Raw genomic sequence first — 23676 nt, 5'->3', positions numbered from 1 at the left:
TGTCCATCTCACGCAGCTTGCCTGGCCTTGCCCTTCGACGCCTTGGACATCGTCTTCGATGCCGCGAGGATCGCCTTCACGATGTTGTGGTAGCCGGTGCAGCGGCAGATGTTGCCTTCCAGCTCGGCGCGCACCGTCGCCTCGTCGAGGCCTTCGGGATGGCGATTGATCATATCGGTTGCCATCATGATCATGCCTGGCGTGCAGAAACCGCATTGCAGGCCGTGATGTTCCCTGAACGCCGCCTGCACCGGATGCAGGTCGGCGCCATTGGCGAGCCCCTCGATGGTGACGATGCTCGAGCCGGAAGCTTGCACGGCGAGCATCGAGCACGACTTCACGGCCTTGCCGTCGACATGCACGACGCAAGCGCCGCACTGCGAGGTGTCGCAGCCGACATGGGTGCCGGTGAGGCCGAGATTCTCTCTCAGGAAATGCACCAGAAGCGTACGGTCCTCAGCGGTGGCGCTGACCCGCCTTCCGTTCACCGTCAACGATATTTCAGACATGAAACCTCCCTGGGGTCTACCTTGGTTATTGGCTTCCGGTGCTGCCTGGGCGCTCCGGCTTTCGCTATTGCCATACCGCACAACGCGCGGGAAAAATGCTACGAATTCCGAGGTTGCGAGCATGCAATTCGACCGAAACTCCGCATATTGTACTTTCGGTCACGCCGAATAGGCCTGGCCCATTGCCAAACTCTCGCTTGAAGACAACAATCCCTCTCGACGCCCGCGCGCCCGATGCGCACAAAAAAGCGTCGGAGGGAACCGCAGGAGAAAGCCACTGGCCAGTTCACGCAGGAGCTACGCATCCGGCCTGTCGGCGCTCACCACGGACGAGCCCGACGCGGATGCTTTTGCCCGGGCGATATCAGCCGAAGCTTTACTCATCGACGCCGGCTTCGCGCTCATCTTTTTCTCCCAGAGCCTCGTCGATGCAACGGCCTTGTCGGAAGCGCTGAAGGCGCACGCGCCGGCGCTTGCCTATGCCGGCTGCTCGACCGCCGGCGAAATCACCCCGCAAGGCCTGGAGGAAGGCCATATCCTTGCCTTGCTGCTCCCCTCCTCCGCGTTTGCGGTGGCCAGCACCATGGTCGACAATCTCTCCTCGTCGGGGATGGACAGGATCACCAGCGAAGTCGGAGCGCTACGGCGCCTGCTGCGTGGCCGCGTCGCGCACGAACCGGCCAAGAGCACGTTTGCGCTCTGTTTTATCGACGGCCTGTCCTATGCCGAGGAAGCGGTGACCTCGGCCATCCATTGGGGGCTCGACGACATTCCGCTGCTCGGCGGATCGGCGGGCGATGATCTGAAGTTCGAAACGACGCGGCTGATCTCGAACGGCAAGGTCGCTTCCGACAGCGCCATCATCGTGCTGATATCGACGGAAATTCCTTTCCACGTCTTCAAGACTGACAATTTCATTCCCACCGACGAAAAACTGGTGGTGACGGCGTCCGACCCCGATCACCGCATCGTGCGCGAATTCAACGCCATCAACGCCGCCGAGGAATATGCAGCCTCGGTCGGCATCATGCCGCAGACGCTGACGCCGCTGAGTTTCGCCTCGCATCCGGTGGTGGTGAAGGTGGGCGGCGAATATTACTGCCGCTCGATCCAGAAGATGCACCCGGACGGTTCGCTGTCATTCTTCTGCGCCATCGACGATGGCGTGGTTCTGTCCATTGCCCAGCCGAAAGACATGGTGGAATCGACGCGCGCTGCGCTGAGGGACGTCGAGCAGCGGCTGGGCGGCATCGACATGATCCTCGGTTTCGACTGCGTGCTGCGCCGGCTCGACGCCCGCAACCGCCAGGTCTTTCGCGACATTTCGGAGCTCTACCGGGTCAACAATGTCATCGGCTTCGGCACCTATGGCGAACAATACCGGTCGATGCATCTGAACCAGACCTTTACCGGCATTGCCTTCGGCGAACGCCAGGCGGCGGAATAGGCCCATGCCGCTCAGGGACATCAACGACCTGGAGAAGCTGAAGAAGATCAATGCGGCCCTGGTCAGCCGGGTCGAGCGCTCGATGGACCAGCAAGGCAACGCGTTCTCGCTGTTTCAGACGGCGATATCGCTGGAAAACCGGGTGCGCACGCGCACCGAGGAACTGCATTCGACCTTGCGCCGGCTCGAACAGTCCAACATCGACCTCAGCGCCGCCAAGGAAAACGCCGAGCTGGCGAACCTCTCCAAGACCAGGTTCCTGGCGGCGGCCAGCCACGACGTGCTGCAGCCGCTGAACGCGGCGCATTTGTCCGTGTCGGCGCTGGCCGAGGTGCAGACCAGCGACGAAGGCAGAAAGCTGGTCCGCCAGGTCGAGCGGTCGCTGGAGACGATGGAAGACCTGCTGCGCACGCTGCTCGACATTTCCAAGCTCGATGCCGGCGTGGTGCTGCCCGACATTGGCGACGTCAACCTGGAGACGCTGTTTTCGTCGCTGCGTTCGGATTTCCTGCCGGTTGCCAAGATGAAGGGGCTGACGCTGAAGTTCCGCCCGGTCAGCACCGTCGTGCGTTCCGACCGCACCTTGCTGCGCCGCATTCTGCAGAACATCCTTTCCAACGCGCTGCACTATACCCGCTCCGGCGGCGTCCTTGTCGGCACCAGGCATCGCGGCGACACCATCCGCATCGATGTCGCCGACACCGGCTGCGGCATCCCTGACGACCAGCGCGAGACGGTGTTCGAGGAGTTCCAGCGCGGCACCCTGCCGGCCGATGCCGGGTTTGCCGGCGGCGGGCTGGGGCTGGGCCTGGCCATCGTGCGGCGCATGGCCGCCGCGCTCGGCCATCCCGTGACGTTTTCGTCAAAAGTCGGACGCGGCACGATTTTCCACATCGACGTTCCGGTCGGCATAGGGGCGACGGCCGACGCCATCGCCAGCGCCGCCGACATGGAGCGGCCGCGCGGCTACGGCCTGTTCGGCACCAAGGTGCTGCTGATCGAGAACGACGCCGACGTGCTGCAGGCCATGACGTTCCTGCTCGAGCGCTGGCAATGCCTGGTGCGCGCCGCCACCTCGACCGACGACGCGCTCGGCCTGCTTGGCGACACCGACTGGGTGCCCGACATCATCATTGCCGACCAGCATCTCGACGGCGGCGACCTTGGCACGATCACCATCGCCGAGGTGCGCGACTATCTCGGGCGCGCCGTACCGGCGCTGATCGTCACCGCCGACAGTTCCGAAGCCGTCGCCAAAGCCGCCCGCGCGGCCGGCATCGAGCTGATGCGAAAGCCGCTGAAGCCGGCGCAACTGCGGGCGTTGCTGGCGCATTTGTTGGCTTAACTCCATACCCTCCCCTTGAAGGGGAGGGTCGGGAAAACGAGGCAGGCGGCGCAAGGAAAATAGTGCACTGTCACCGTAATTCGCAGATGGATTGGTTAAATATCAGGATAGGTAAATATGTCTCTCTCAGCAGCTGTCTATAAAAGTAAGAATTCTTTGGAGAAGCATTTCAATCTATCCGATTGCGATATTGACGCCGACACTGGTGAGATAATTGCATCTAAAGCATTGAATCAAAATTTTGACTACGCGGATTCGATAGCAATACGCGTTGATTTTGGTAATATTGCCTATATCAAGTTCCTTAGTGACACAATGGTAGAGAACTTTGGTGGTGGAGAATCAATGCTGGAGAAGCTTTTCTTGTATTCTGGAGGCCATTTTGGCGATATGATTGAAAATTCTTATTTTGCTCAAATTCTAGAAGAGCTAAATATGCTACGCGATTCAGAAATTATAGAGGTGAGAGATTTTTCTACTCAGGTGCGGAGCCTTGTGAAAGCGGCAATTAAAGAAGGTAACCCGATCGTCTTCATCTGAATTAGAATTGCGGAATTACGGTGACAGTGCTGGACTGCATCCTGCTGGTGAGACACCGCAATTTCTGTGACAGGAATTACGGTGACAGTGCACTTTTTGCCATGTTCGCCCGACCGTCATTGTGTGTAAACTGCCCGCATGGCCCGCCTCGCTCGGGTCGTCATTCCCGATCCGATCTGACGCAGCGAGGAATTCCGGTGACAGTGCACTTTCAGGCGTCTCTCAAAACCCCGCCTGATCGCGAAACAGCTCCGCATTGTCCAGTTTCGACACCTCGATCACCGCTTGCGTGCGGCTATACACGTTGAGCTTGCGCAGGATTTCCGAGACATGCGCCTTGACCGTGGTCTCACCGACCTGCAACTCATAGGCGATCTGCTTGTTGAGCAGGCCCTGGCGCAGCATCTGCAGCACCCTGAGTTGCTGCGGTGTCAGCTTGGCCAGGCGCTGCACCATGTCGGCGCGGTCGGTGCTGTCGGCGTCCGGCGGCTGGCCCTCATAGGTTTCCGGCACATAGATGGCGCCCTCCATCACCGAGCGGATGGCAGCGGCCAGGTCGCTCTTGCGCGCCGATTTCGGGATGAAGCCGGCAGCACCATAGGACAGCGCCTCGGAAATGATTTTTGGCTCTTCGTGGCCTGAAACGATGACCACAGGCAGCCGCGGATAGCGGGTCCTCAGCTGCAGCAGCCCGTCAAAACCATGCACATCAGGCATGCTGAGGTCGAGCAGCGCCAGATCGAACGGCTTGGCGTCAGCCAGAAGGTCGAGCGCCTCGGTGATCGAGCGCGCCTCCACCGTGTCGACTTCGGGATAGGCCATCTGCACGGCGCTGTGCAGCGCCTCGCGAAACAGCGGATGGTCGTCGATGATCAGAAACCGGGCGCGATCGTGGACTGCGGTCATGGCGTTCGTTTTGCTTTCTCCCTGGCCGACAATAGACCCGCGACCATGGTCAGCTTATTGGCAAATAGTCTATCGCCAACTTTTGCCAACCGGCGATGGTCCCGCTTTCTGAACCACCATGCCTTGCCCGGCCGTCCAAATCGGTCGAATGTGCCGGCGCAAACTCCGAGCAGAGACAGTGCATGACAGCCTACGTCCTTCCCTTGCCCGCAACACCTTCAGTGGCCGTCGCCGGTTCGGCCGAGCGTTTTGCCGTGCGCCGCATCTTCTGTGTCGGCCGCAACTATGCGGCGCATGCCCGCGAACTCGGCAATGACGAGCGCGACCCGCCCTTTTTCTTCACCAAGCCGGGCGACGCGGTGGTCGATTCCGGCACCACGATCCCCTACCCGCCGCTGACTGAAAACCTGCACCATGAGATCGAACTGGTCGTGGCAATCGGCAAGGCCGGCTTCCGCATTGCGCGCGACCGGGCGCTGGACCATGTCTGGGGTTATGCAGTCGGCGTCGACCTCACGCGCCGCGACCTGCAAGATGAGGCCAAGAAGGCGGCGCGGCCATGGGACTGGTCGAAAGCCTTCGACCGGTCCGCGCCTTGCGGTCCACTGGTCCCGGCATCGAAGTCCGGGCATCCTGAAAAGGGCCGCATCTGGCTTGCCGTCGACGGCAAGGTGAGACAGGACGGCGACCTCGCCGAGCAGATCTGGCCGATATCGGACATCGTCTCGATCTGCAGCGAAGCGGTGGAGTTGCAGCCCGGCGACCTGATCTTCACCGGCACGCCGGCCGGCGTCGGCGCGATCGAGCCGGGCCAGATAGTCACCGGCGGCGTCGATGGCATCGGCGCGATCGAAGTGACCATCGGCCAGCCGGGATCGTGACCCGATGAGCGACCTCATCCTGCACAACTACTATCGCTCCTCCACCTCCTACCGCGTGCGGATCGCGCTGGAGATGAAGGGCCTGACCTATGACTACGTGCCGCATCATCTGCGCCATGGCGAACACCTGGAGCCCGCCTATCTCTCGGTCAACCCGCAAGGTCTGGTGCCGGCCTTGATCCTGGGCGACGGCACGCTGCTGACGCAGTCGCTGGCGATCATCGAATATCTGGACGAGACCGTGCCCGAACCGCCATTGCTGCCTGCGGATGCGGCTGGGCGAGCGCGTGTCAGGATGCTGGCGCAGATGATCGCCTGCGACATCCACCCGGTGAACAATCTGCGTGTTCTCACCTCGCTGCGCAACCTGTTCGGCGCCGGCGACCAGGATGTCGTCAACTGGTTCCGGCACTGGGTGAACGAAGGTTTCCAGCCGCTTGAAAAGATTCTGGCTTCATCGCCGCAGACAAAGACATTCTGCCATGGCGACACACCGGGGCTGGCCGACATCTGCCTGGTGGCGCAGGTCACCAACAATGCCCGTTTCGGCGTCGACATGACGCCTTACCCCACCATCTCGCGCATCCACGCCGCCTGCATGGCGCTGCCCGCCTTCCAGAAGGCAGCGCCGGAAAATCAGATCGATGCCGAGTAGGCAGGCAACCGATCCGGATGAAGCCAAGGCGCTTGCCGATATCGAGGAATATGGCTGCCACATCCTGTATGTGCTGGAAGAAGAGGAGCTTGCGCCCTTCGCCTATTCCGTCGGTATCGAACACAATTTCAAGGCACCTGAACTGATCGTGGTCGGCCTGAAGCAGGAAATCTCCAAGTTCATCATCAATGAATATTGCAGGCGTGTCCGCGCCGGCGAGGTTTTCCGACCAGGGCAGCGAGCGTCAGGCTTTATCGAAGGTTTCGAATGTCAGTTTGGCGCTGTGCACATCGACCACTACCGTGAGCATTTCGGCTGGGATATCTGGTTCTATGACGGGTTGGATTTTCGTGTCATGCAGTTGATCTATCCTACGGTCGACGGCATCTGGCCATGGGGTGTCGAGGCAAGCGACTGGTTCCGGGCGTGGCAGCCGCTTCTCGAACGGCCGCCTGGCAACGCTGGGCACAATTGAACAAACCACAGTAAGGAACTGCCAATGAAAGCCGTCGTCTTCGAAAAGTTCGGCGAGGCGCCGACGATCCAGACCGTTGCCGATCCCAAGCCGGCGCCGGAAGGCGTCGTCATCAAGGTCGAGGCGACCGGGCTTTGCCGCAGCGACTGGCATGGATGGATGGGCCATGACCCGGACGTACACCTGCCGCATGTGCCGGGCCATGAACTGGCGGGCGTCGTGGTTGCCGTCGGCAAGCGGGTCACCCGCTGGAAGGCCGGCGAGCGCGTCACGGTGCCGTTCGCGGTCGGCTGCGGCCGTTGTTTCGAATGCACGTCCGGCAACCATCAGGTCTGCGAACACCAGTCGCAGCCCGGTTTCAATACCTGGGGCTCGTTCGCCGAATATGTCGCCATCGACCATGCCGACACCAATCTCGTGCGTCTGCCCGACGAGATGGAATTCGCCACCGCCGCCAGCCTCGGCTGCCGCTTCGTCACCTCGTTTCGCGCCATTGTCGACCAGGGCCGGGTGAAACCCGGTGAATGGGTGGCCGTGCATGGCTGCGGCGGCGTCGGCCTGTCGGCGATCATGATCGCCAGCGCCATGGGCGCCAATGTCATCGCCATCGACCTCACCGACGAAAAACTGGAGTTCGCCAGGAAGATCGGTGCTGTCGCCACCATCAACGCGGCAACGACGCCGAATGTGGTCAAGGCGGTGAAGCAGATCACCAATGGCGGCGCGCATATGTCGATGGACGCGCTCGGCCACCCCTCCACCTCGTTCAACTCGATTGCCAATTTGCGCCGCCGCGGCCGCCACGTGCAGGTCGGCCTGATGCTGGGCGAACACGCCCGCCCGCAGGTGCCGATGGACAAGGTGATCGCCTTCGAACTCGAAATCCTCGGCAGCCACGGCATGCAAGCCTACCGCTACCCTGCGATGATGGAGATGATCCGCTCTGGCAAGCTGAAGCCCGAATTGCTGGTCGGCAAGAAGATCAGCCTCGACGAAGCGCCGGCCGCACTGATGGCGATGGGCGGTTTCGAGGGCATCGGCATCGGCGTAGTAACGAAGTTCTAGCGCCACGCTTCAGCGCGACGCCGTACAAACCTCCCGCACGCAGTCGCGCAGCCAGCGTTGCGCCGGATCGGCGTCGAGGCGCGGATGCCAGAGCATCGAAATGGTGACCTCCGGCGTCACCACCGGCAGCGCAAAACTGTGCATGCCGGCGCGAGCCCCTTGCGTGTGTCGCTCGGGGACGCTGGCGATCAGGTCGGATGCGCGCGCCATGGCGAGCGTCGCCGAGAAGCCGGAGACCATGCACACGACTGTCCGCTGCAGACCGAGCCGGCTCAAGGCCTCGTCGATCGGCCCTCTTTCCCGGCCCCGACGCGAAACATTGATGTGGCGGCCGGCGGCATAGCGCTCCGCTGTCACAATGCCTTCACTCAGCGGATGGCCTGTTCGTACGGCGCCGATGAAGCGGTCGCGAAACAACGCCTGGATGCGCACCTCCGGCCCGGTTTCGCCGGCGACGCCGATTTCCAGATCGACCGCCGCTTCGCGCAGCGATGTGACATCCTTGTTGGGTTTCGGGGCGAAACGCAGCCGGACGAGAGGCGCGTCCTCTTCGATGCGGGCGACAAGGCGTGGGCCAAACTCCTCGACGAAGCTTTCATTGGTTCGCAGCGTGAAAATTCGCTCCAGGCCTGAGAGGTCAAGCAGCTTGGCGGGTCGCAGCAGCGCTTCCGCATCCTGAACCACACGGCCTGCCTGCTGGCGCAACTCCAGCGCGCGCGGCGTCGGCACCAGGCCGCGACCGGCGCGCACCAGCAGCGGATCGCCCGTTGTTTCGCGCAACCGCGCCAGCGTCCGGCTCATCGCCGAGGGGCTGAGCCACAGCCGTTCGGCGGCGCGCGCCACGCTGCCTTCGGTCAGCAGCACATCAAGGGCGACAAGCAGATTGAGATCAGGCGATGACATCTGCCGACCCTAGCACGGATCGACGATGATGTGGCGTCTTGTGCATGGATAAGATGCAAATGCTGCGCATTCCGCCACATCACCTAGGAGGTTAGATCTCTGAAGGCTCTGGTTCTGGAGCTGACGGAAGGAATTCACATGGCAGTCACTGAGCAAAATCGGCGCGTATCTGCGCCTGGAAAAGTCGAGTCGGTGGGATGGGCGCTGGCAAGCCTGGCGCTTTGCACATTGCTGTCGTCGCTCGGCACCAGCATCGCCAGCGTCGGGCTTCCCTCCCTGATGCAGGCGTTCGGCGCCTCGTTCCAGTCCGTGCAGTGGGTGGTCCTCGCCTATCTGCTCGCCATCACCACCTTGATCGTCAGCGCCGGGCGGCTCGCCGACATTTTTGGCCGCCGGCCGCTGCTGCTGGGCGGCATCGCTTTGTTCACATCGGCATCGGTGTTGTGCGGCCTTGCGCCAACTCTGTGGCTGTTGATCGCCGCGCGGGCCGCACAGGGGCTCGGGGCAGCCATGATGATGGCCCTGACATTGGCTTTTGTCGCGGAAACCGTCGCCAGGGAAAAGACCGGCAGCGCCATGGGCCTGCTCGGCGCCATGTCGGCCATCGGCACCACGCTTGGCCCCTCGCTTGGCGGATTGCTGATCGCCGGCCTCGGCTGGCGCGCGATCTTCCTCGTCAATGTGCCGCTCGGCCTGCTGGCCTATGCTCTGGCCTGGCGCGCTCTGCCGGCTGCAAACAAGGCTGTGGGCGCTAGCCAGAACGGTTTCGACGCGATCGGCACGGTCTTGCTTGCTCTGACGCTGGCCGCCTATGCACTGGCCATGACGCTTGGCCGCGGCAGTTTTGGCGCTCTCAACATCGGCCTGCTGGTCGCGGCCGGCGCTGGTGTCGCTCTGTTCGTCGTTGCGCAGACAAGGGTCGAGAACCCTTTGATCCAGCCTGCGAAATTCCGCGACCATGCGTTGAATGCAAGCCTCGCCATGAACCTCGTCGTCGCCACGGTGATGATGGCGACGCTGGTGGTTGCCCCGTTCTATTTGTCACGTGGGCTTGGGCTCGACGCCGCAAGGGTCGGACTGGTGCTTTCGACCGGTCCACTTGTCTCATCCTTGTCGGCCTTGCTGGCAGGACGGCTGGTCGATCGTTTCGGAGCGCATCGGATGATGATTGCCGGCCTGTTCAGCCTCACTGCGGGCACCTTCCTCCTGTCGTTGGCCTGGATGGAACTCGGCATTGCCAGCTATGTCATACCTGTGGCTGTCACCTGTGTTGGCTACGCCCTGTTCCAGACCGCCAACAATGCGGCCGTCATGGCCGGTGTCGGCGCGGGCGAGCGTGGGGTCGTCTCCGGCCTGCTCAATCTGTCGCGCAATCTCGGCCTCATCACCGGCGCATCGGTGATGGGCGCTGTATTCGCCCTCGCATCGGCGGGAGGGAGGCAAGGCACTGGCCAGGAGTTGCTGACGTCCGCGGCTGCCGCAAGAGGAATGGAGGTCACCTTCGAGACGGCCACGGCGCTGGCCCTGATTGCGCTGACCCTTGCGGTGCTCTCAGCCCGCACTGCCAGCCGTGCGTCTGCGGCGTCGCGTTCGTAAATTCGTCAGGCCCGCTTGCGGCGTTCGTAAAGCATCACCAGCGTCTCGGCGGTCAGCGCCGGCTTCTGCTCGCCTTCGATCTCGACGGTGTTTGCGGCCTTCATGAGATACTGGCCGGGGCCCCTGTCTTCCACGGAAAGCAGGGTGGTGCGCAGCCTGATGCGCTTGCCGACCCTGACCGGCGACAGGAAACGCACCTTGTCGAAGCCGTAGTTGAAGGCAGCCTGGGTGTTTTCGGGCACGATGCCCATGCCGAGTGCCAGCGCGCCGATGATCGAAAGTGTCAGATAGCCATGCGCGATCGTGGTGCGGAACGGGCTTTGCCGCTTCGCCCGCTCCGGATCGACATGGATCCATTGATGGTCGCCCGTGCATTCGGCGAACTGGTCGATGCGGTGCTGATCGACCGTCGTCCACTCCGACACGCCTAGCTCCTGCCCGGCCATTGTCCGCAGCTGTTCAAAGGTCGGCGGCGTTTTAGGCCGTATTTCCGTCATTCCTGCTTTCCCGATCGCTTCGCCTGCCTCCGGACCACGAACCGACAGCCTCTGTCAATTCGTCCAACGCAAATCCGTTCCGCCGTTTCGGGCTGGATGGCGCTTTGGCTTGCGGCCGCGCCGGGAAGCGGTCAGCCAGTATCAAGGGAAGACGGTGCAAGCTGCAGAAATCACTTCTTCTCGTAGCCGGAGCGGATTTCCTCCATCGCTTCCTTGATCCGGTTGCGCAGGATTTCGACGGATTCGGTGCCGGAATTCTTGACCAGTTCAGCCACCTCGCTGGCATTCTTCAACGCTACCTCGAAGGATTTCCGGGCGAATGCCGCCTGGTTGGTCATGAACTCCTGCGGATTGCCCGGCGCCCTGTAGCTCTGCGCCATGTCGGTGATTTCGCGCAGCGTGTCCTGCAGCATCTCGCGCTGCCTGGACAACAGCGAGGACGCCCCGGCGGCACCCGCTTTGGCTGATTTTTCAAGCGCTTCGAGGTTCTTGCGATGATGGCTGAGGATCGCCTCGACATCGACATTCGGCACTTTCAGATCGCGGCCGAACCGGCTGAACATGTCCATGAAGGAGTCGGTCTCAGGTTGCTTTGCCATGGTCGTCTTCTCCCCTGTTGCCGCCGATGGCGGGCACCCGAGGGGGCAGAATAGCACTCGCGTGCCGCGTGTCCATTCGCACGCGCAGTAGAATCCGCCGGCGCGAAAGAGGCCTGGACTGCCGGACGCTAGTTGGTGAGAAACAACCGTTCGGCAACATAGAGCACGACGCCGGCAAGGCCGCCGATGACCATGCCGTTGAAGCGGATATATTGCAGGTCCCGACCGATGTTCATTTCGATCAGCCTCGTCAGCTGGGCAAGGTCCCAGCGCTTGACTTGGTCGGCGATGAACTTCGACACGCCGCTCTTCTGGCTCTCGACGAAGGACGACAGCGCGACGATAAAGCCCTGGTTCATATCGGCCCTGATCTGCGGATCGCTGGCAAGATGGCGGCCGACTTCGACGAACATGTTGGCGAGGTGGCTGCGGATCATCGAATTTGGCGCCTTGGCGTCCTGCTCGATGAACAGCCGCAGGCTTTCCCACATGTCGCCGGCCAGCGCCTTCAGCTCCGGCCGGGCGAGGAAATCGCGCTTCAGCTTCTCGGCGCGCTTGGCATATTGCTTGGATGTCCTGAGCTTCTCGATGAAGGCCTGGGCGAAGTGGTCGAATTCGGCGCGCATCGGGTGATCGGGATCGGCCCGCACCTCGTCGAGCAGCGAACCGGCGGACGCGACAATCTTCTTCAACAGATAGGCATCGGCTCTGAACAGGTTGAACAGCGACGGCAGTTCCTCGCGGATCTTTTCGCGCATCGTCGCCAGCGCCTGCTCGTCGCTGAGGAACCGGCCGATCACCTTGGTGAACTCGTCGAACAGTCTTTGGTGGCGGCGGTCGTCGGTCAGGGCCGACAGCAGTTCGGCGGCGAGCGGCGCCAGCGGCACCTTTTCGATCTGCTCCAGCATGCGGCTGGTGACGAAGCCGCGCAGGCCGGATTGCCCGACGGCCGCCAGCGTCTGCGGCACCAGCCGGCCGACGAAATGCGACAGTCCGGCGGCCCGCTCATGGTCCGACAGCCAGTCGGCGACGAGCGCCGAAAAGTCGACCTCGGCCAGCTTTTCGCGCACCGGTTCCGGCGCCAGGAAATTGACCTCGATGAAACGGCCGAGATTGTCGGCAATGCGGCTCTGATTCGCCGGGATGATGGCGGTGTGCGGGATCGGCAGGCCAAGCGGCCGCTTGAACAGCGCCACCACCGCATACCAGTCGGCCAGCCCGCCGATCGTCGCCGCCTCGGCGAAGGCGGCGACAAACCCCAACCAGGGGTGGCGGCCCTCGAACGACTTGGCCACGGCAAAGATGAGGACGCAAAGCACCAGCGCGGTGGTGGCGATGAATTTGGTGCGCCGGAGCGCCGACAGCTTGGCATACGCATCCGCGTCTGACTGGATGGGCGCAAAAGCCTGGACGGGTCGTGGCATGGATGGGCGTTTCCTGGTCGATCTCTCGACTTTATCTAGTATCGCGCTTGCCGGAATGCCCGCGGCCGAAAAAGCCGGTTCACGGTCTGCGCGATGGCGCACATAAAGTTGACGGGTGTATTCATCTATTATGCGGTGCCAGTCTGGAATTGTTCCAAGGTATAGGCCATATTGGGCTCAAGCCACTGCTTCGTGAGGATAAAATGCGGCTGACCCGCCAGACCAACTATGCCATGCGCATCCTGATGTATTGCGCCGCCAACACCGACCGGTTGAGCCGCATCCCGGAGATTGCGGCGGCCTATTCGGTGTCGGAGCTGTTTCTGTTCAAGATCCTGCAGCCGCTGGTCGAACACGGCATGATCGAGACGGTGCGCGGCAGGAATGGTGGCGTCAGGCTTGGCCGCGCCGCCGAGCAGATCAGCCTGTTCGACGTGGTACGGGTGACGGAAGAGAGCTTCGCCATGGCCGAATGCTTCGAGAACGACGCCGCCGAATGCCCGCTGATCGACAGCTGCGCCCTGAATTCGGCGCTGCGCGAGGCGCTCAATGCCTTCTTCGCCGTGCTGTCGCGCTACACGATCGCCGATATGGTGGCGGCGCGCCCGAATGTGCGCCAATTGCTCGGCATCGACATGCTGGAGCGCCGGGCGCCGGCTGCCTGATTCCTTTGGTTACGCCGCAGACTGCGGCAGTACAAACGGCATGTTTGCGGCCGGCAGCACGCCGACCTTGAGCCGGCAATCGAACACCCGTTCGATCAATTCATCGCTGAGCACCTCTCGCGGCGAACCGGTGGCGGCGAGCCTGCCGCGATGCATGACAAAGATCCGGTCGGCATACATGGCCGTCAGATTGAGGTCGTGCAGGATGGCGACCACGCCACCGCCGCGCCTGGCAAAATCGCGGGCGATGTTCATGATGATCAGCTGGTGCTTGATGTCGAGGCTGGAGACCGGCTCGTCGAGGAACAGATAGCGCGGCTTGCCGTCAAGCACCGGCGCCCAGACCTGGCAAAGCACGCGGGCAAGCTGCACGCGCTGCTGCTCGCCGCCCGAAAGCTCCTGGTAGAAACGGCCGGCAAAGCCCTCGAGATCGACGCGCGCCAGCGCCCGCTCGGGCAGCCGTTCGTTTTCGCCGGGCAGCGCGCCGGAACGCCCGCCGATCAGGCCAAGCCTGACGATCTCACGCACCGTGAAGGGAAAAGACAGCGTGGTCGCCTGCGGCAGCACGGCGCGCACCGTCGCCGCCTCGACCGGCTTCATCGCCGACAGATCGCGGCCGTTGACGGCGACGTCGCCCGAATAGGCTAAGTCGCCGGACAGCGCCTTGAGAAAAGTCGTCTTGCCCGAGCCATTGGGGCCGACGATGGCCGCGATTTCGCCGGGTCGCGTTTCGAAATCGACATTGGCGACAATGCGCTTGCCGCCGATTGCCACCGAGACATCGCGTGCTTCGATCATGACGGCCTCACAGGTCCCAAGTTTCTCACAAATCAATGACGCCGCGCTTGCGCAGCAGGATCCAGAGGAAGAACGGCGCGCCTGATATCGCGGTGACGATGCCGATCGGCAGCTCGGCGGGCGCCACGATGGTGCGGGCGACGGCATCAGCCAAAAGCAGCAGCGCGGCGCCAAGCAGCGCCGAGGCCGGCAGCAGATAACGGTTGTCCGGACCGATGGCCAGGCGCAACAGATGCGGCACGACAATGCCAACAAAGCCGATGCCGCCGCTGACGGCGACAGACGCGCCGACCGCCGCCGAAACGCCGACGATGGCCGTGTATTTCAGCCGCTGCACCGGAATGCCGAGATGGCCGGCGGTGGCTTCGCCGAGCGCTAATGCGTTGAGGCCGCGCGCCAGAAACGGCATTACCGCCAGCGCCAGCACCATGACCGGCCCGACGGAGCCGATCTTCTGCCACGTCGACCCGGCCAGCGAGCCGAGTTGCCAAAACGTCAGGTCGCGCAATTGCCGGTCGTCGGCCATGAAGATCAGGATGCCGGTCAGCGCCATGGCGAGTGCTGCCAGCGCGATGCCGGCGAGCAGCATGGTGGCGACCGAAGTGCGGCCTTGCCGCGTCGCGACCTGATAGAGCACCAGCGTCGTCGCCAGCCCGCCGCAGAAGGCCGCCAGCGGCAAGGCCAGCGTGCCCAGGGCCGCGACGAAGGGGGCCAGCATGGTGCCGCCAAGCACGATGACAGCCACCGCGCCGAGGCTCGATCCGGCGGAAACACCGATCAGGCCGGGGTCGGCCAGCGGGTTGCGGAACAGCCCTTGCATGACCGCGCCGGAGACGGCGAGCGATGCACCGATCAGCATGCCGAGAATGACGCGCGGCAGGCGGATGTCGTAGACAATCAGCCGGTCGCGCGCGCCGAGCGCCGCATCATCGGGCACCGCGCCCAGCAGCCAGTCGCGAACGACGCCGACGGCCGACGCATCCGATGCGCCCGAGGTCAGCGACAAAAGCACGGCGACGGCAAGGCCAATGCACAAAAGCAGGAGGACGATGCGGGCGCGAACCGAACGGTCGCCGTCGGAAACGCTCGCCATCGTGCCCGCCGGGCCGGCGATCGATTGATTGACCATGATTGCCTGCTCAGTCCGTGACCTGCCCGCCATACAGCGAGACGGCGAGGTCGTGGATGGCGTCGGCCGTGCGCGGGCCAAAGCCGAGCAGATAGCCTCCATCCATGCGGATCAATTTGCGGGCGGCGCCCGCCGGCGTCGAGGAGACCGATGCGATGGCGAACAACTGGTCGTCCGTTGTCGCCGGCCCGGCATTGTTCATCATCAGGATGACGTGCGGTCTGGCGGTGACCAGCGCTTCGTCGGAGAGTTGCTTGTAGCCGCTAAAACCGTCGATCGCATTGATGCCGCCGGCCAGCTTGATGATGCCGTCAGCGGCGGTCTCGCTGCCGGACGCCAGGATCTTGCCGCCCTGTATCGACAGGACGAACAGCACGCGCTTGCGCTCCTCGATCGAGGCGGTCTGCTTCTCCGCCGCCTTCAGTTTGGCATCGACCTCCGCCGCCAGCACTTCGGCCTTGGCATCGGCGCCGAGCGCCTTGCCGACGACTCGGATCTTTTCGATTATGCCCTCATTGTCGAAACGGTCGGGCACCTCGATGAAAGTAACGCTCGCCTTTTTCAGCACGTCGAGGGCTTCCTTGGGGCCGCTGCCTTGCAGCGCCAATATTCCCGACGGGTTGACCGAGAGCACGCTTTCCGGCGACAGCTGCCGCATATAGCCGACATCGGGAAGCTTCAGCGCCGCTTCCGGATAACGGCTGGTCGAATCGCGGGCAATCAGACGACCCTGCTCGCCCAGCGCATAGACGATCTCGGTGATCGAACCGCCGATGGCGGCGATCCTCGACGGGTCGGAAAAGACAGCCTTGCCTTCGGCGGCGCCGGCCGGAAGCACGCCGGCAGCCAGAGCAAGACCGAGCGCCGGCCCCACCATCAATCTGAAAAAGGAAATCATTGCTGTTGTCCTCAGGCTGCCGTCGGGCTTGGAATACGCGGCAGGTTTTCGGCCAGGAACCGCCAGTCGTCGCGCTCGCCTTCGCCTTCATGGCGTTTGCCGAAGAACTGGATGATCATCTTGCCGTCGGCGCCATAGACCTCGAGCGAGGTGACATGGCCGTCCTTGGTCGGTTTGCGCACGGCCCAAACCTCATGAATATGGTCGGTCCGCAGATGCAGATGGAAGGTCTCGTCGAGCACGTTGATCCACGGCCCCATTGGCTTGATCGACTTGACCGGGCCGGAATGGATCTGGATGCAGCCGCGGTTGCCGACAAAGCACATGATCGGCATGGCGCCTGCGGCCACATGATGGAACATGGCGCTGACGGCGTCATTGTCGACCAGCCAGGCATAGTCCTGGCCGACCATGCGCACCGCCTGGCGGCGGCTGAGTTTCAGTGTCTTCAGCATGCCGAAGAACTGGTGCACGTCGGTCAGCCGGCTCCAGCGGTCGCGCAGATCGTCGATGCTTGCGGGGCTATCCGGCAGCTCGGTCTCGACCTCGGTGCCACCGCCTGAAACCGCAACCGTCGGCTCCTGGTTCGACGCCTCGAGCCCGGCAACCAGCTTCTGGTAGGCATAGAGGTTGGACGCAGGCCGCAGATGCACCTTGTGCACCGCCTCGCCGGCCGTGTCGAAGAACTGCAGGCTGCGGCGGATCTCGCCGTCGTCGCGCTTTTCCACGGCAAAGCCGTGCGCCCAGATTTTCGGGAAGATGCGCAGGTCGATGTTCTCGCCCAGCACCATGGCATTGTGGTCGCCGGTGATGACCTTGTCGTAGACGCCGATCTTCTCGTGCACCGCGCTTTCGTTGCGGGTCAGTGCCATCACCTCGCCGACGGCATCGAGACCGGTCAGAAGATCGTTGACGCGCGGCTCGATGCGAACGACGCCCTCGCCGCAATGCGCTGCGACAAGCTCGGCTTCCGAAATGCCGAGCTGGGCGGCAAGATCGCGCTCGCGCGTCTTCGGATTGTCGGTCCGCGCCCGCCGGATTTCATGCGGCGATGGTTTCACGCGCTGGTCCATGGTTCTTAGCCCCTGCTGTTCTTGAAAGCCTACTTGTTGAGGATGAGCTTGCCCTGGCGGGTGATCTTGAGCCGGTAGAGCGCGCCGTGATGTTCGATGCCGATCTCGTGCTCGCCCTGGAACAGCGTGTTCGAGGACAAGGTCCTCACCGCCAACGGCACCCGATCGAACCGAGCCGAAGCGTCTTCGGGACGGCGGACGCGGTAGCGGAAGTCATTGGGATTGTGCGTGTTCATCTGGTTCGATCCCTTTCTGTGCCGGGCATCTGGCTAGGCGTTGCAAAAATGCCGATTCATTTCTTGACTCGAATAATCATGTTTACTAGTCAGTGCAATACAGGACTAAATGAGTCAACATTTAAGACGCCGGATTGAATGAAAAATGCCAGCGAGCGCCACGCCAGCCAGCATCGAACCTGGAATTTGGAGTTGGGGTTATGGGGCCGGTGGCAAGGAATATGGCTGCTCTTCTGAGCGGAGCGGCGGTGACGGTATTGGTTGGGATGCATGGCGCAAAGGCCCAGGAAGCCAAGACCAACGAAACGGAGAAAAAGGAGCGCGTGACCCTGCTGCAGCGGCTCGTGCTCGGCGCCGGCGCTGAAAAGATCGCCATCAACACCCCTCAGGCGGTGACGGTTCTCAATCAGGACGACATCGATCGCGAACAGGCCGAAACGACCGGCGGGCTGTTCAAGTCCGTACCGGGCGTCACCATGGTCGGCAGCGAACGCGTCTTTGGCGAAGCCTTCAACATTCGCGGCATCGGCTCAACCGAGAACTCGGCCGACGGCTCCCGCATCATCGTCAATGTCGATGGCGCGCAGAAATTCTACGAGCAGTACCGCATGGGCTCGTTCTTCTCGGATCCTGAACTCTACAAGAAGGTCGAAGTGCTGCGCGGCCCCGCCTCCTCGACGCTTTATGGCTCGGGCGCGCTCGGCGGTGTCATCAATTTCGTCACCAAGGACGCTTCCGACTTCCTCAAGGACGGCAAGAACAACGCGCTGCGGCTGAAGAGCTCCTATGAGACCAACGGCAACGGGCTCTTGGGCTCGGCCATCTATGCCCGCCGCCTCAACGACAATGTCGAGTTCCTCGCGACCGGCAATTATCGCACCGCCGACGAGTTCACGCTGGGCAATGGCTCCAAGCTTCTCGGTTCGGATTTCAACGCCTGGTCGGGCCTGATGAAGGGAACGGCGCACTTCGGCGACCACAACGAGCAGGCCGTGCGCCTCTCCTACCAGCGCTGGGACAGCGATGCCGACAACCAGGCCTACGCCCAGACCGGCACGCAGACGGCGTTTGGCACGGTCGATCGCCATGTCGTCGACAGCACGGCGATCCTCAGCTACGAGAATCCGGTCAGCGACAATCCGTGGCTGGATATCAAAGCCAACATCTCCTATTCCGACACGGCGGTGGAACAGCGCAATGGCACGCTGGCCGGTTCGAACATCATCGATGCGGATTACGGCTATCGCACCTGGCAAGCCAATCTGCAGAACACGTCCGAATTCGGCGGCGAAGCCTATCAGAACTTCCTGACCTATGGCGTGCAGGCCAGCCACCAGGACCGCATCGGGGTCAGCCAGCTCTTCACCGGCACCGGCGATGCCATCAACACGCACCCGGAAGGCACCGACAACAAGCTCGGCGCGTTCGTGCAGAACGAATATGTCTGGAACGAAAAGCTGACGCTGATCGCCGGTATGCGCGGCGATTTCGTCTGGCGCCAGCCCGGCGAAGCCGCCGCATCGCTTGGCCATGCGGTCGACGTCAACGATCAGGCCTGGTCGCCGAAGATCGCGGCGCTCTACAAGCTCAACGACAATTTGGGCGTGTTCGGGTCAATCGCCCACACCGAACGGCTGCCGACGCTTGACGAGCTGTACACCTGGTCGAAGGGCGTCAGTGTCGACCTGAAAAAGGAGAAATCCAACAATTACGAAGTCGGGCTCACCACTTCCGGCAACGACCTTCTTAGGGAAGGCGACGCGCTGAGCCTGAAGACGACCGGCTTCTACAACGACCTGGACGATCTGATCCAGCTGACGGCGACCGGCGCTTCCCGCTACTTCTACAATGTCGGCAAGGCGCGCATCTACGGTGTCGAGATCGAGGGCGCCTACGATTCCGACTACGTCTTCGCCAACCTTGCCTACACCGGCGTGAAGGGTGAGAACCTGACGCCCGGCCTGAATTACGGCAAGCCGCTCTCGACCATTCCGGCGCACAAAATCGTATTTTCACTGGGCGCGCGCATGCCGGATCGCGATTTGGAGTTCGGCGGCAGGGTGACCCACGCCCTCGAGGCGCCCAACAGCATTCAGGGCACGGCGTCTTCCTCGGCGACACCGAGCGCCATCGTCGTCCCGGCGGACGCCTGGACCACCGTGGACCTCTTCGCATCGTGGAGGCCGCAGTCGGGTCGGTTCGAGGGCTGGCAGGCGCAGTTCGGCATCAACAACATCTTCAACGCCTATTACCGCGACGCCATCGCGCTCGACTATGCCAAGGGCCGGACCTTCAAACTGACATTGGCGAAGCAACTGGACTGGTGAGAACGATGAACATTACGGCGGCTATGACGTCCTTCCTGACCGCAGCGACGGTTTTCGCCGCTGTGGCCGGCCCAGCGCAAGCGGAGGCGCCGGGCCAGGGGCTCTCGCTCGAGCTCAACGGCGCGCAGCCCTCCGACAAGGGCTGCCGGCTGACATTCGTGATTGCCAACAATCTCGGCGCCGACCTTTCCAAGGCGGCGTTCGAGATCGCGCTGTTCAACGACGCCGGCGTGGTGGATCGGCTGACCGTCCTCGATTTCAAGGATCTGCCCGCCGGCAAGACCAAGGTGACGCGTTTCGATCTCGCCGGCACCGACTGCGCCAAACTCGGCCGGGTGCTGATCAACAGTGCGACGGAATGCGTGGGCGCCGGAGTCGAGGCAGCCACATGCCTGCGCGGTCTGAAGACCGCGACGAAGACTGGCATCGCCTTTGGCCTATGACAGGGGGCGGCATTGGGGTTCGAACCGGCATTCTCGCAACACACCGTGGCCTGGCCGCTGGCCGGGCCATTTGTTTTGCCGCTGGAGCCGGACGATCCCGATTTTACCATTCCGCTCGGCTCGCTGCAGTCTTCGCTCAGCGACATGCTGGAGACGAACTACATCGCGGACGCCAGCGGTGACCTGACCACCATACCGTCCGAACCGCTGGGCGGCCCGCGGACCCGGCAGCCAAGGCGCAAATGGAAGGCCGCTGTGATTGTCTCGCTGGTGCTTCATGCGGCGGCGGCAATGGCCTTCCTTGCCACCGACGATGAGCCAATCCTGATTGAAGGCGCCGACCAGTCCGGTATCATGCTGCTCGGCAACGCGCCCGAGGATCAGTCGGCAGCCGGCGAGATGAGGGATGCCCCGCCGGAAGCGACTGAGGTGACGCTAGTCACCATGCTTGCTCCCAAGCCAGTGGAGACCGTGGAGGCACAACCGGTGGCAATGACGGAAACGGCCCAGCCGGTTGAAACCACAGAAGCAGAGGCGGCGGCTACGGCGACGGTGGAGCCCGTGAGGGAAACGCCGGATCGGCCCAATTCAGCGCCCGACCGCGTCGACCCTGTCCCGGACGTGCCGGCGACGGCCAAGGCCACGGCCGTCAATCCCGTGCTCGAGATTCTGACGGTCGATCAGGCGGTCGACAATTCAGTCCAGAAGCCTGCAGAGCAGTCGACCACGACCGTCGAGGCGACCGCTGGCGAAAAAACGGCGTCGGTCGAAACCCTCGAAAGAGTCACGCCCGAAGCGGAGCCGAAACCGGCGCCGGCGGAGAAAAAGCCGCAACCGGCGAAGCCCCAGCCTGCGAAAACCAGGAAAGCCGAGCCTGCAAAAGAGCCGATCAAAAAGGCGCAGAAGGCTGAGGCGCCGAAGAAGGCGGAAAAGGTGCCAGCCAAACAGGCCAGGTCCGGCTCCGGCGGCCAGAATGAAGCCGATGCCAGGCGTGGCGTCGCCGAGGGCCAGACCGACGGCACGACAACAAGCAAAAGCCAGGGCGGAAAAACTGGAATTGGCAATGCGTCCGTGTCCAACTATCCGGGAAAAGTGGTCGCCAAACTGCGGCGCGCACTGCGCGGCATTTCGAGTTCCGCGCGGGCGAAGGCGCGCAACGATGTTCAAGTGAGCTTCACCATCGATGCCAACGGCGGGGTCGGCGGCATCCGCATCGCACGCAGTTCCGGCTCGCCCGAACTCGACGCGGCGGCGCTCGCGGTCATACGCCGCGCGGCCCCCTTCCCACCCATCCCGGCGGATGCCGGCCGATCGAGTTGGGCATTCAGCTTGCCGCTCGGCATCGCACGCTGATCCGGATGGTGTTCGCGTCGGGACTGCATCCCATATTCGCGCGAAACACCGTGGCGTGGCCTTTGGTGGTTGGCGGGTTGCCGCCGGCAACCGATCTTGATTTGACAAGTCGACGCCACTCGCGGCAGGTCTCGCCGCGAGACATGCAGGAAACCAGCCCCCTCCCCGATGCCGGCAGCGAACTGGCGATCACGCCAGTCGAGCCGCTTGCACCCGCGCGACCGTCAGCAGTAAGCCGCAAATGGATGGTGGCGATCATCGCCTCCTGCCTGCTCCATGCCGCGGTGGCGGCGGCTTTTCTCATCACCCCTGCCGGCACATTCAATTCCAGGGATGCAATCCAATCGGAAGGCGCCGATCAATCAGGCGCCAACGTCGTCGGCAGCGCCCTGGATGGCCAAGCGGGCGTGATGGACGTTACCGTGGTGCCCGACCCGCAGCCGGCCAAGCCTCAGGTGAAGCCCAAGCCGCCTGCCGACCAGCCCGCCAGGGAAATGGCCGCGCAGCCCCCTGCGCCCCTGCCGCAAGCTATCAAGCAACCCACCCCCGCGCCGGACACGCTGACGACCGACCCCCCACGCCCTGACGAACAGAGCGTGGCCCCGAAGGCTGAGACGCCGGCAGAGCCGGCTGCTCCGACCGAAAGCGCCGAGGCGCCTCCTGCCGATATCGAACAACCGCCGATCCCGACTGCAAGGCCAAGCGCGACAGCAGGTTCTGGCGGCGCGGGCGAAACCAACGAGGCGAGCGGCGCGGCGGATGGCGAGGAGCGTAACGCCGTAGCTTCCAGCACGGGCAAGAAGCAGGGAGCCCCGGGCAATGCAATAGAAACCCGCTACAGCGGTGAAATTCAGAAGAAGCTTGCCCGCGCCAACCGTCGTGTTTCCAAAGCGGTACAAGCCAAGGCCCGCAACAACGCCAGGGTCGTTTTCGTCGTCATGGCTGACGGCAGCATCAGCGACATACAGCTTGCCGAAAGCTCGGGGTCTGCGGAACTCGATCAATTCGCTTTGACGATGGTGCGCCGGCAGGCACCGTTCCCTCCCATCCCACCCGAGACCGGCAGGTCAAGTTGGGTATTCAAAGCGCGGATCGGTCCGTTTTGAGAGCTCCGCCTCATCGTTTCGGCCAATCGATCAACCATCACAATTCGCAATCCCGAAAGGACAGCCAATGTACATCGCCATGAACCGCTTCAAGGTCCAGAACGGCTCGGAGGTCGCCTTCGAGGACGTCTGGAAGGGACGCGATTCCACACTTTCGGAAATGGCGGGCTTCAAGGAATTCCATCTGCTGCGCGGCCCGGTCAACGAGGCAGAGGGCTATACGCTGTTTGCTTCGCACACGGTGTGGGCGAGCCATGAGGATTTCGTCGCCTGGACCAAATCCGAGAATTTTCGTGCCGCGCATCGCAACGCCGGTTCCAGCAAGGTGCACTATCTCGGTCATCCCCAGTTCGAGGGGTTCTCGGTCGTCGAAGGCGCGTGACATGGCGGCGCTTTCAGTCGACCCGGCACGCAGCATTCCCGTCCTGCCCTCGCCCAATATCCAGGTGACGCGCGATTTCTATCGCGACCAGCTCGGCTTCAGCGTCGTCGGGCCGGAGATGGACGACTATCTCATCATGCGGCGCAACGAGATGGAGATCCATTTCTGGGAGAGCAGCGACCTCAAGCTGCCGGAAGTGTCCTCCTGCTACATCAGAGGTGGTGAGGTCCCGGCCTTGCATGCCGAATTTTCGGCGCGCGGCGTCGAGAGGTTGAGCCCCTTTACTGTTCGCCCGTGGAACATGAAGGAATTCTATGTCCACGACCCGCATGGCAATCTGCTGAAATTCGGCTGTGCGCCCGAAGAGCTGTGAGACACCACCCTTGCGAGTTCAGGCGGCGGGAGTTCCCCGCCGCCTGAAAGC

At 62.9% G+C, this 23676-nt stretch carries 26 protein-coding genes; 15 read left to right on the top strand and 11 right to left on the bottom strand.

Going from position 1 to position 23676, the window contains the following annotated elements; translation table 11 throughout:
- Nucleotides 1–8: 8 nt before the first annotated feature.
- Nucleotides 9–509, bottom strand: a complete 501-nt coding sequence (locus AC1DX6_RS12940; protein ID WP_477313867.1) for a (2Fe-2S)-binding protein — start codon at nucleotides 507–509, stop codon at nucleotides 9–11.
- 310 nt (nucleotides 510–819) lie between these two features.
- On the opposite strand from AC1DX6_RS12940, the gene AC1DX6_RS12935 reads away from it, so the two are divergent.
- The 3 genes from AC1DX6_RS12935 (at nucleotide 820) to AC1DX6_RS12925 (ending at nucleotide 3841) form a co-directional block, all read left to right on the top strand.
- Nucleotides 820–1956, top strand: coding sequence for an FIST N-terminal domain-containing protein (locus tag AC1DX6_RS12935; RefSeq protein ID WP_477315089.1), 1137 nt, complete (start codon nucleotides 820–822; stop codon nucleotides 1954–1956).
- Between the two features lie 4 nt (nucleotides 1957–1960).
- Complete coding sequence (locus tag AC1DX6_RS12930) at nucleotides 1961–3301, top strand: ATP-binding response regulator (RefSeq protein WP_477313865.1); 1341 nt, start codon at nucleotides 1961–1963, stop codon at nucleotides 3299–3301.
- Nucleotides 3302–3418: 117 nt separating this feature from the next.
- On the top strand, nucleotides 3419–3841 hold the full coding sequence (locus AC1DX6_RS12925; protein WP_477313863.1) for a hypothetical protein: 423 nt from the start codon (nucleotides 3419–3421) through the stop codon (nucleotides 3839–3841).
- Nucleotides 3842–4063: 222 nt separating this feature from the next.
- Here AC1DX6_RS12925 and AC1DX6_RS12920 read toward each other — a convergent pair whose 3' ends face one another.
- Nucleotides 4064–4747 carry a response regulator gene (locus AC1DX6_RS12920; protein WP_477313861.1) on the bottom strand — a complete coding sequence of 228 codons (684 nt, stop codon included), beginning with the start codon at nucleotides 4745–4747 and terminating at the stop codon, nucleotides 4064–4066.
- 182 nt (nucleotides 4748–4929) lie between these two features.
- Between AC1DX6_RS12920 and AC1DX6_RS12915 the strand changes: the two genes are divergently transcribed.
- From AC1DX6_RS12915 to AC1DX6_RS12900, 4 genes are read left to right on the top strand one after another with little or no spacing between them, the layout of a single operon-like run.
- Nucleotides 4930–5628 (top strand): fumarylacetoacetate hydrolase family protein, encoded by a 699-nt coding sequence (locus AC1DX6_RS12915; RefSeq protein WP_477313859.1) that lies wholly within the window; start codon nucleotides 4930–4932, stop codon nucleotides 5626–5628.
- Between the two features lie 4 nt (nucleotides 5629–5632).
- Nucleotides 5633–6283 (top strand): maleylacetoacetate isomerase, encoded by a 651-nt coding sequence (gene maiA / locus AC1DX6_RS12910; protein WP_477313857.1) that lies wholly within the window; start codon nucleotides 5633–5635, stop codon nucleotides 6281–6283.
- Entirely contained in the window at nucleotides 6273–6758 is a 486-nt protein-coding gene (locus AC1DX6_RS12905; protein WP_477313855.1) for a DUF4262 domain-containing protein, read from the top strand. The genes maiA and AC1DX6_RS12905 overlap by 11 nt, the downstream gene beginning before the upstream one ends.
- A gap of 24 nt (nucleotides 6759–6782) precedes the next feature.
- A complete protein-coding gene (locus AC1DX6_RS12900) occupies nucleotides 6783–7823 on the top strand; it encodes a zinc-dependent alcohol dehydrogenase family protein (RefSeq protein WP_477313853.1) in 1041 nt (346 codons plus the stop codon).
- Nucleotides 7824–7832: 9 nt separating this feature from the next.
- Here AC1DX6_RS12900 and AC1DX6_RS12895 read toward each other — a convergent pair whose 3' ends face one another.
- Nucleotides 7833–8726: a LysR family transcriptional regulator gene (locus AC1DX6_RS12895; protein WP_477313851.1), complete on the bottom strand. Its 894-nt coding sequence runs from the start codon at nucleotides 8724–8726 to the stop codon at nucleotides 7833–7835.
- A gap of 138 nt (nucleotides 8727–8864) precedes the next feature.
- On the opposite strand from AC1DX6_RS12895, the gene AC1DX6_RS12890 reads away from it, so the two are divergent.
- Complete coding sequence (locus tag AC1DX6_RS12890) at nucleotides 8865–10322, top strand: MFS transporter (protein ID WP_477313849.1); 1458 nt, start codon at nucleotides 8865–8867, stop codon at nucleotides 10320–10322.
- A gap of 5 nt (nucleotides 10323–10327) precedes the next feature.
- Here AC1DX6_RS12890 and AC1DX6_RS12885 read toward each other — a convergent pair whose 3' ends face one another.
- From AC1DX6_RS12885 to AC1DX6_RS12875, 3 genes are all read right to left on the bottom strand, one after another.
- Nucleotides 10328–10819 (bottom strand): MaoC family dehydratase, encoded by a 492-nt coding sequence (locus AC1DX6_RS12885; protein ID WP_477313847.1) that lies wholly within the window; start codon nucleotides 10817–10819, stop codon nucleotides 10328–10330.
- A 170-nt stretch (nucleotides 10820–10989) separates the two neighbouring features.
- Nucleotides 10990–11418 (bottom strand): phasin family protein, encoded by a 429-nt coding sequence (locus tag AC1DX6_RS12880; RefSeq protein ID WP_477313845.1) that lies wholly within the window; start codon nucleotides 11416–11418, stop codon nucleotides 10990–10992.
- Nucleotides 11419–11546: 128 nt separating this feature from the next.
- Nucleotides 11547–12842 (bottom strand): DUF445 domain-containing protein, encoded by a 1296-nt coding sequence (locus AC1DX6_RS12875; protein WP_477313843.1) that lies wholly within the window; start codon nucleotides 12840–12842, stop codon nucleotides 11547–11549.
- 203 nt (nucleotides 12843–13045) lie between these two features.
- On the opposite strand from AC1DX6_RS12875, the gene rirA reads away from it, so the two are divergent.
- Nucleotides 13046–13507, top strand: a complete 462-nt coding sequence (gene rirA, locus AC1DX6_RS12870; protein WP_477313841.1) for an iron-responsive transcriptional regulator RirA — start codon at nucleotides 13046–13048, stop codon at nucleotides 13505–13507.
- A gap of 9 nt (nucleotides 13508–13516) precedes the next feature.
- On the opposite strand, the gene AC1DX6_RS12865 is transcribed toward rirA, so the two are convergent.
- From AC1DX6_RS12865 to hemP, 5 genes are read right to left on the bottom strand one after another with little or no spacing between them, the layout of a single operon-like run.
- Nucleotides 13517–14305 (bottom strand): heme ABC transporter ATP-binding protein, encoded by a 789-nt coding sequence (locus tag AC1DX6_RS12865; RefSeq protein WP_477313839.1) that lies wholly within the window; start codon nucleotides 14303–14305, stop codon nucleotides 13517–13519.
- 25 nt (nucleotides 14306–14330) lie between these two features.
- On the bottom strand, nucleotides 14331–15434 hold the full coding sequence (locus AC1DX6_RS12860) for a FecCD family ABC transporter permease (RefSeq protein ID WP_477313837.1): 1104 nt from the start codon (nucleotides 15432–15434) through the stop codon (nucleotides 14331–14333).
- A gap of 10 nt (nucleotides 15435–15444) precedes the next feature.
- Entirely contained in the window at nucleotides 15445–16332 is an 888-nt protein-coding gene (locus AC1DX6_RS12855) for a heme/hemin ABC transporter substrate-binding protein (RefSeq protein WP_477313835.1), read from the bottom strand.
- Nucleotides 16333–16343: 11 nt separating this feature from the next.
- Nucleotides 16344–17405: a hemin-degrading factor gene (locus AC1DX6_RS12850; protein ID WP_477313833.1), complete on the bottom strand. Its 1062-nt coding sequence runs from the start codon at nucleotides 17403–17405 to the stop codon at nucleotides 16344–16346.
- A gap of 29 nt (nucleotides 17406–17434) precedes the next feature.
- A complete protein-coding gene (gene hemP / locus AC1DX6_RS12845) occupies nucleotides 17435–17641 on the bottom strand; it encodes a hemin uptake protein HemP (RefSeq protein WP_477247881.1) in 207 nt (68 codons plus the stop codon).
- 221 nt (nucleotides 17642–17862) lie between these two features.
- Between hemP and AC1DX6_RS12840 the strand changes: the two genes are divergently transcribed.
- The 6 genes from AC1DX6_RS12840 to AC1DX6_RS12815 all read left to right on the top strand — a co-directional run bounded on the left by AC1DX6_RS12840 (nucleotide 17863) and on the right by AC1DX6_RS12815 (nucleotide 23625).
- Nucleotides 17863–19968: a TonB-dependent receptor domain-containing protein gene (locus AC1DX6_RS12840; RefSeq protein WP_477313831.1), complete on the top strand. Its 2106-nt coding sequence runs from the start codon at nucleotides 17863–17865 to the stop codon at nucleotides 19966–19968.
- A 5-nt stretch (nucleotides 19969–19973) separates the two neighbouring features.
- A complete protein-coding gene (locus tag AC1DX6_RS12835; protein WP_477313829.1) occupies nucleotides 19974–20411 on the top strand; it encodes a hypothetical protein in 438 nt (145 codons plus the stop codon).
- Between the two features lie 12 nt (nucleotides 20412–20423).
- A complete protein-coding gene (gene tolA, locus AC1DX6_RS12830) occupies nucleotides 20424–21764 on the top strand; it encodes a cell envelope integrity protein TolA (protein ID WP_477313827.1) in 1341 nt (446 codons plus the stop codon).
- Complete coding sequence (locus AC1DX6_RS12825) at nucleotides 21728–22870, top strand: energy transducer TonB family protein (protein WP_477313825.1); 1143 nt, start codon at nucleotides 21728–21730, stop codon at nucleotides 22868–22870. The genes tolA and AC1DX6_RS12825 overlap by 37 nt, the downstream gene beginning before the upstream one ends.
- Before the next feature lie 67 nt (nucleotides 22871–22937).
- On the top strand, nucleotides 22938–23252 hold the full coding sequence (hmuQ, locus tag AC1DX6_RS12820; protein ID WP_477313823.1) for a heme-degrading protein HmuQ: 315 nt from the start codon (nucleotides 22938–22940) through the stop codon (nucleotides 23250–23252).
- Nucleotide 23253: 1 nt separating this feature from the next.
- Nucleotides 23254–23625, top strand: a complete 372-nt coding sequence (locus AC1DX6_RS12815; RefSeq protein WP_477313821.1) for a bleomycin resistance protein — start codon at nucleotides 23254–23256, stop codon at nucleotides 23623–23625.
- The last annotated feature ends 51 nt before the right edge of the window (nucleotides 23626–23676 follow it).

The organism is Mesorhizobium sp. P2_C4, from assembly GCF_056404575.1.
This window is presented reverse-complemented; position numbering and strand designations above follow the sequence as displayed.

What these genes read in the sequence shown, in the direction of transcription:
- AC1DX6_RS12940 (WP_477313867.1), bottom strand. Translation starts at nt 509, where the DNA reads ATGTCTGAAATATCGTTGACGGTGAACGGAAGGCGGGTCAGCGCCACC.
- AC1DX6_RS12930 (WP_477313865.1), top strand. Translation starts at nt 1,961, where the DNA reads ATGCCGCTCAGGGACATCAACGACCTGGAGAAGCTGAAGAAGATCAAT.
- AC1DX6_RS12925 (WP_477313863.1), top strand. Translation starts at nt 3,419, where the DNA reads ATGTCTCTCTCAGCAGCTGTCTATAAAAGTAAGAATTCTTTGGAGAAG.
- AC1DX6_RS12920 (WP_477313861.1), bottom strand. Translation starts at nt 4,747, where the DNA reads ATGACCGCAGTCCACGATCGCGCCCGGTTTCTGATCATCGACGACCAT.
- AC1DX6_RS12915 (WP_477313859.1), top strand. Translation starts at nt 4,930, where the DNA reads ATGACAGCCTACGTCCTTCCCTTGCCCGCAACACCTTCAGTGGCCGTC.
- maiA (WP_477313857.1), top strand. Translation starts at nt 5,633, where the DNA reads ATGAGCGACCTCATCCTGCACAACTACTATCGCTCCTCCACCTCCTAC.
- AC1DX6_RS12905 (WP_477313855.1), top strand. Translation starts at nt 6,273, where the DNA reads ATGCCGAGTAGGCAGGCAACCGATCCGGATGAAGCCAAGGCGCTTGCC.
- AC1DX6_RS12900 (WP_477313853.1), top strand. Translation starts at nt 6,783, where the DNA reads ATGAAAGCCGTCGTCTTCGAAAAGTTCGGCGAGGCGCCGACGATCCAG.
- AC1DX6_RS12895 (WP_477313851.1), bottom strand. Translation starts at nt 8,726, where the DNA reads ATGTCATCGCCTGATCTCAATCTGCTTGTCGCCCTTGATGTGCTGCTG.
- AC1DX6_RS12890 (WP_477313849.1), top strand. Translation starts at nt 8,865, where the DNA reads ATGGCAGTCACTGAGCAAAATCGGCGCGTATCTGCGCCTGGAAAAGTC.
- AC1DX6_RS12885 (WP_477313847.1), bottom strand. Translation starts at nt 10,819, where the DNA reads ATGACGGAAATACGGCCTAAAACGCCGCCGACCTTTGAACAGCTGCGG.
- AC1DX6_RS12880 (WP_477313845.1), bottom strand. Translation starts at nt 11,418, where the DNA reads ATGGCAAAGCAACCTGAGACCGACTCCTTCATGGACATGTTCAGCCGG.
- AC1DX6_RS12875 (WP_477313843.1), bottom strand. Translation starts at nt 12,842, where the DNA reads ATGCCACGACCCGTCCAGGCTTTTGCGCCCATCCAGTCAGACGCGGAT.
- rirA (WP_477313841.1), top strand. Translation starts at nt 13,046, where the DNA reads ATGCGGCTGACCCGCCAGACCAACTATGCCATGCGCATCCTGATGTAT.
- AC1DX6_RS12865 (WP_477313839.1), bottom strand. Translation starts at nt 14,305, where the DNA reads ATGATCGAAGCACGCGATGTCTCGGTGGCAATCGGCGGCAAGCGCATT.
- AC1DX6_RS12860 (WP_477313837.1), bottom strand. Translation starts at nt 15,434, where the DNA reads ATGGTCAATCAATCGATCGCCGGCCCGGCGGGCACGATGGCGAGCGTT.
- AC1DX6_RS12855 (WP_477313835.1), bottom strand. Translation starts at nt 16,332, where the DNA reads ATGATTTCCTTTTTCAGATTGATGGTGGGGCCGGCGCTCGGTCTTGCT.
- AC1DX6_RS12850 (WP_477313833.1), bottom strand. Translation starts at nt 17,405, where the DNA reads ATGGACCAGCGCGTGAAACCATCGCCGCATGAAATCCGGCGGGCGCGG.
- hemP (WP_477247881.1), bottom strand. Translation starts at nt 17,641, where the DNA reads ATGAACACGCACAATCCCAATGACTTCCGCTACCGCGTCCGCCGTCCC.
- AC1DX6_RS12840 (WP_477313831.1), top strand. Translation starts at nt 17,863, where the DNA reads ATGGCTGCTCTTCTGAGCGGAGCGGCGGTGACGGTATTGGTTGGGATG.
- AC1DX6_RS12835 (WP_477313829.1), top strand. Translation starts at nt 19,974, where the DNA reads ATGAACATTACGGCGGCTATGACGTCCTTCCTGACCGCAGCGACGGTT.
- hmuQ (WP_477313823.1), top strand. Translation starts at nt 22,938, where the DNA reads ATGTACATCGCCATGAACCGCTTCAAGGTCCAGAACGGCTCGGAGGTC.
- AC1DX6_RS12815 (WP_477313821.1), top strand. Translation starts at nt 23,254, where the DNA reads ATGGCGGCGCTTTCAGTCGACCCGGCACGCAGCATTCCCGTCCTGCCC.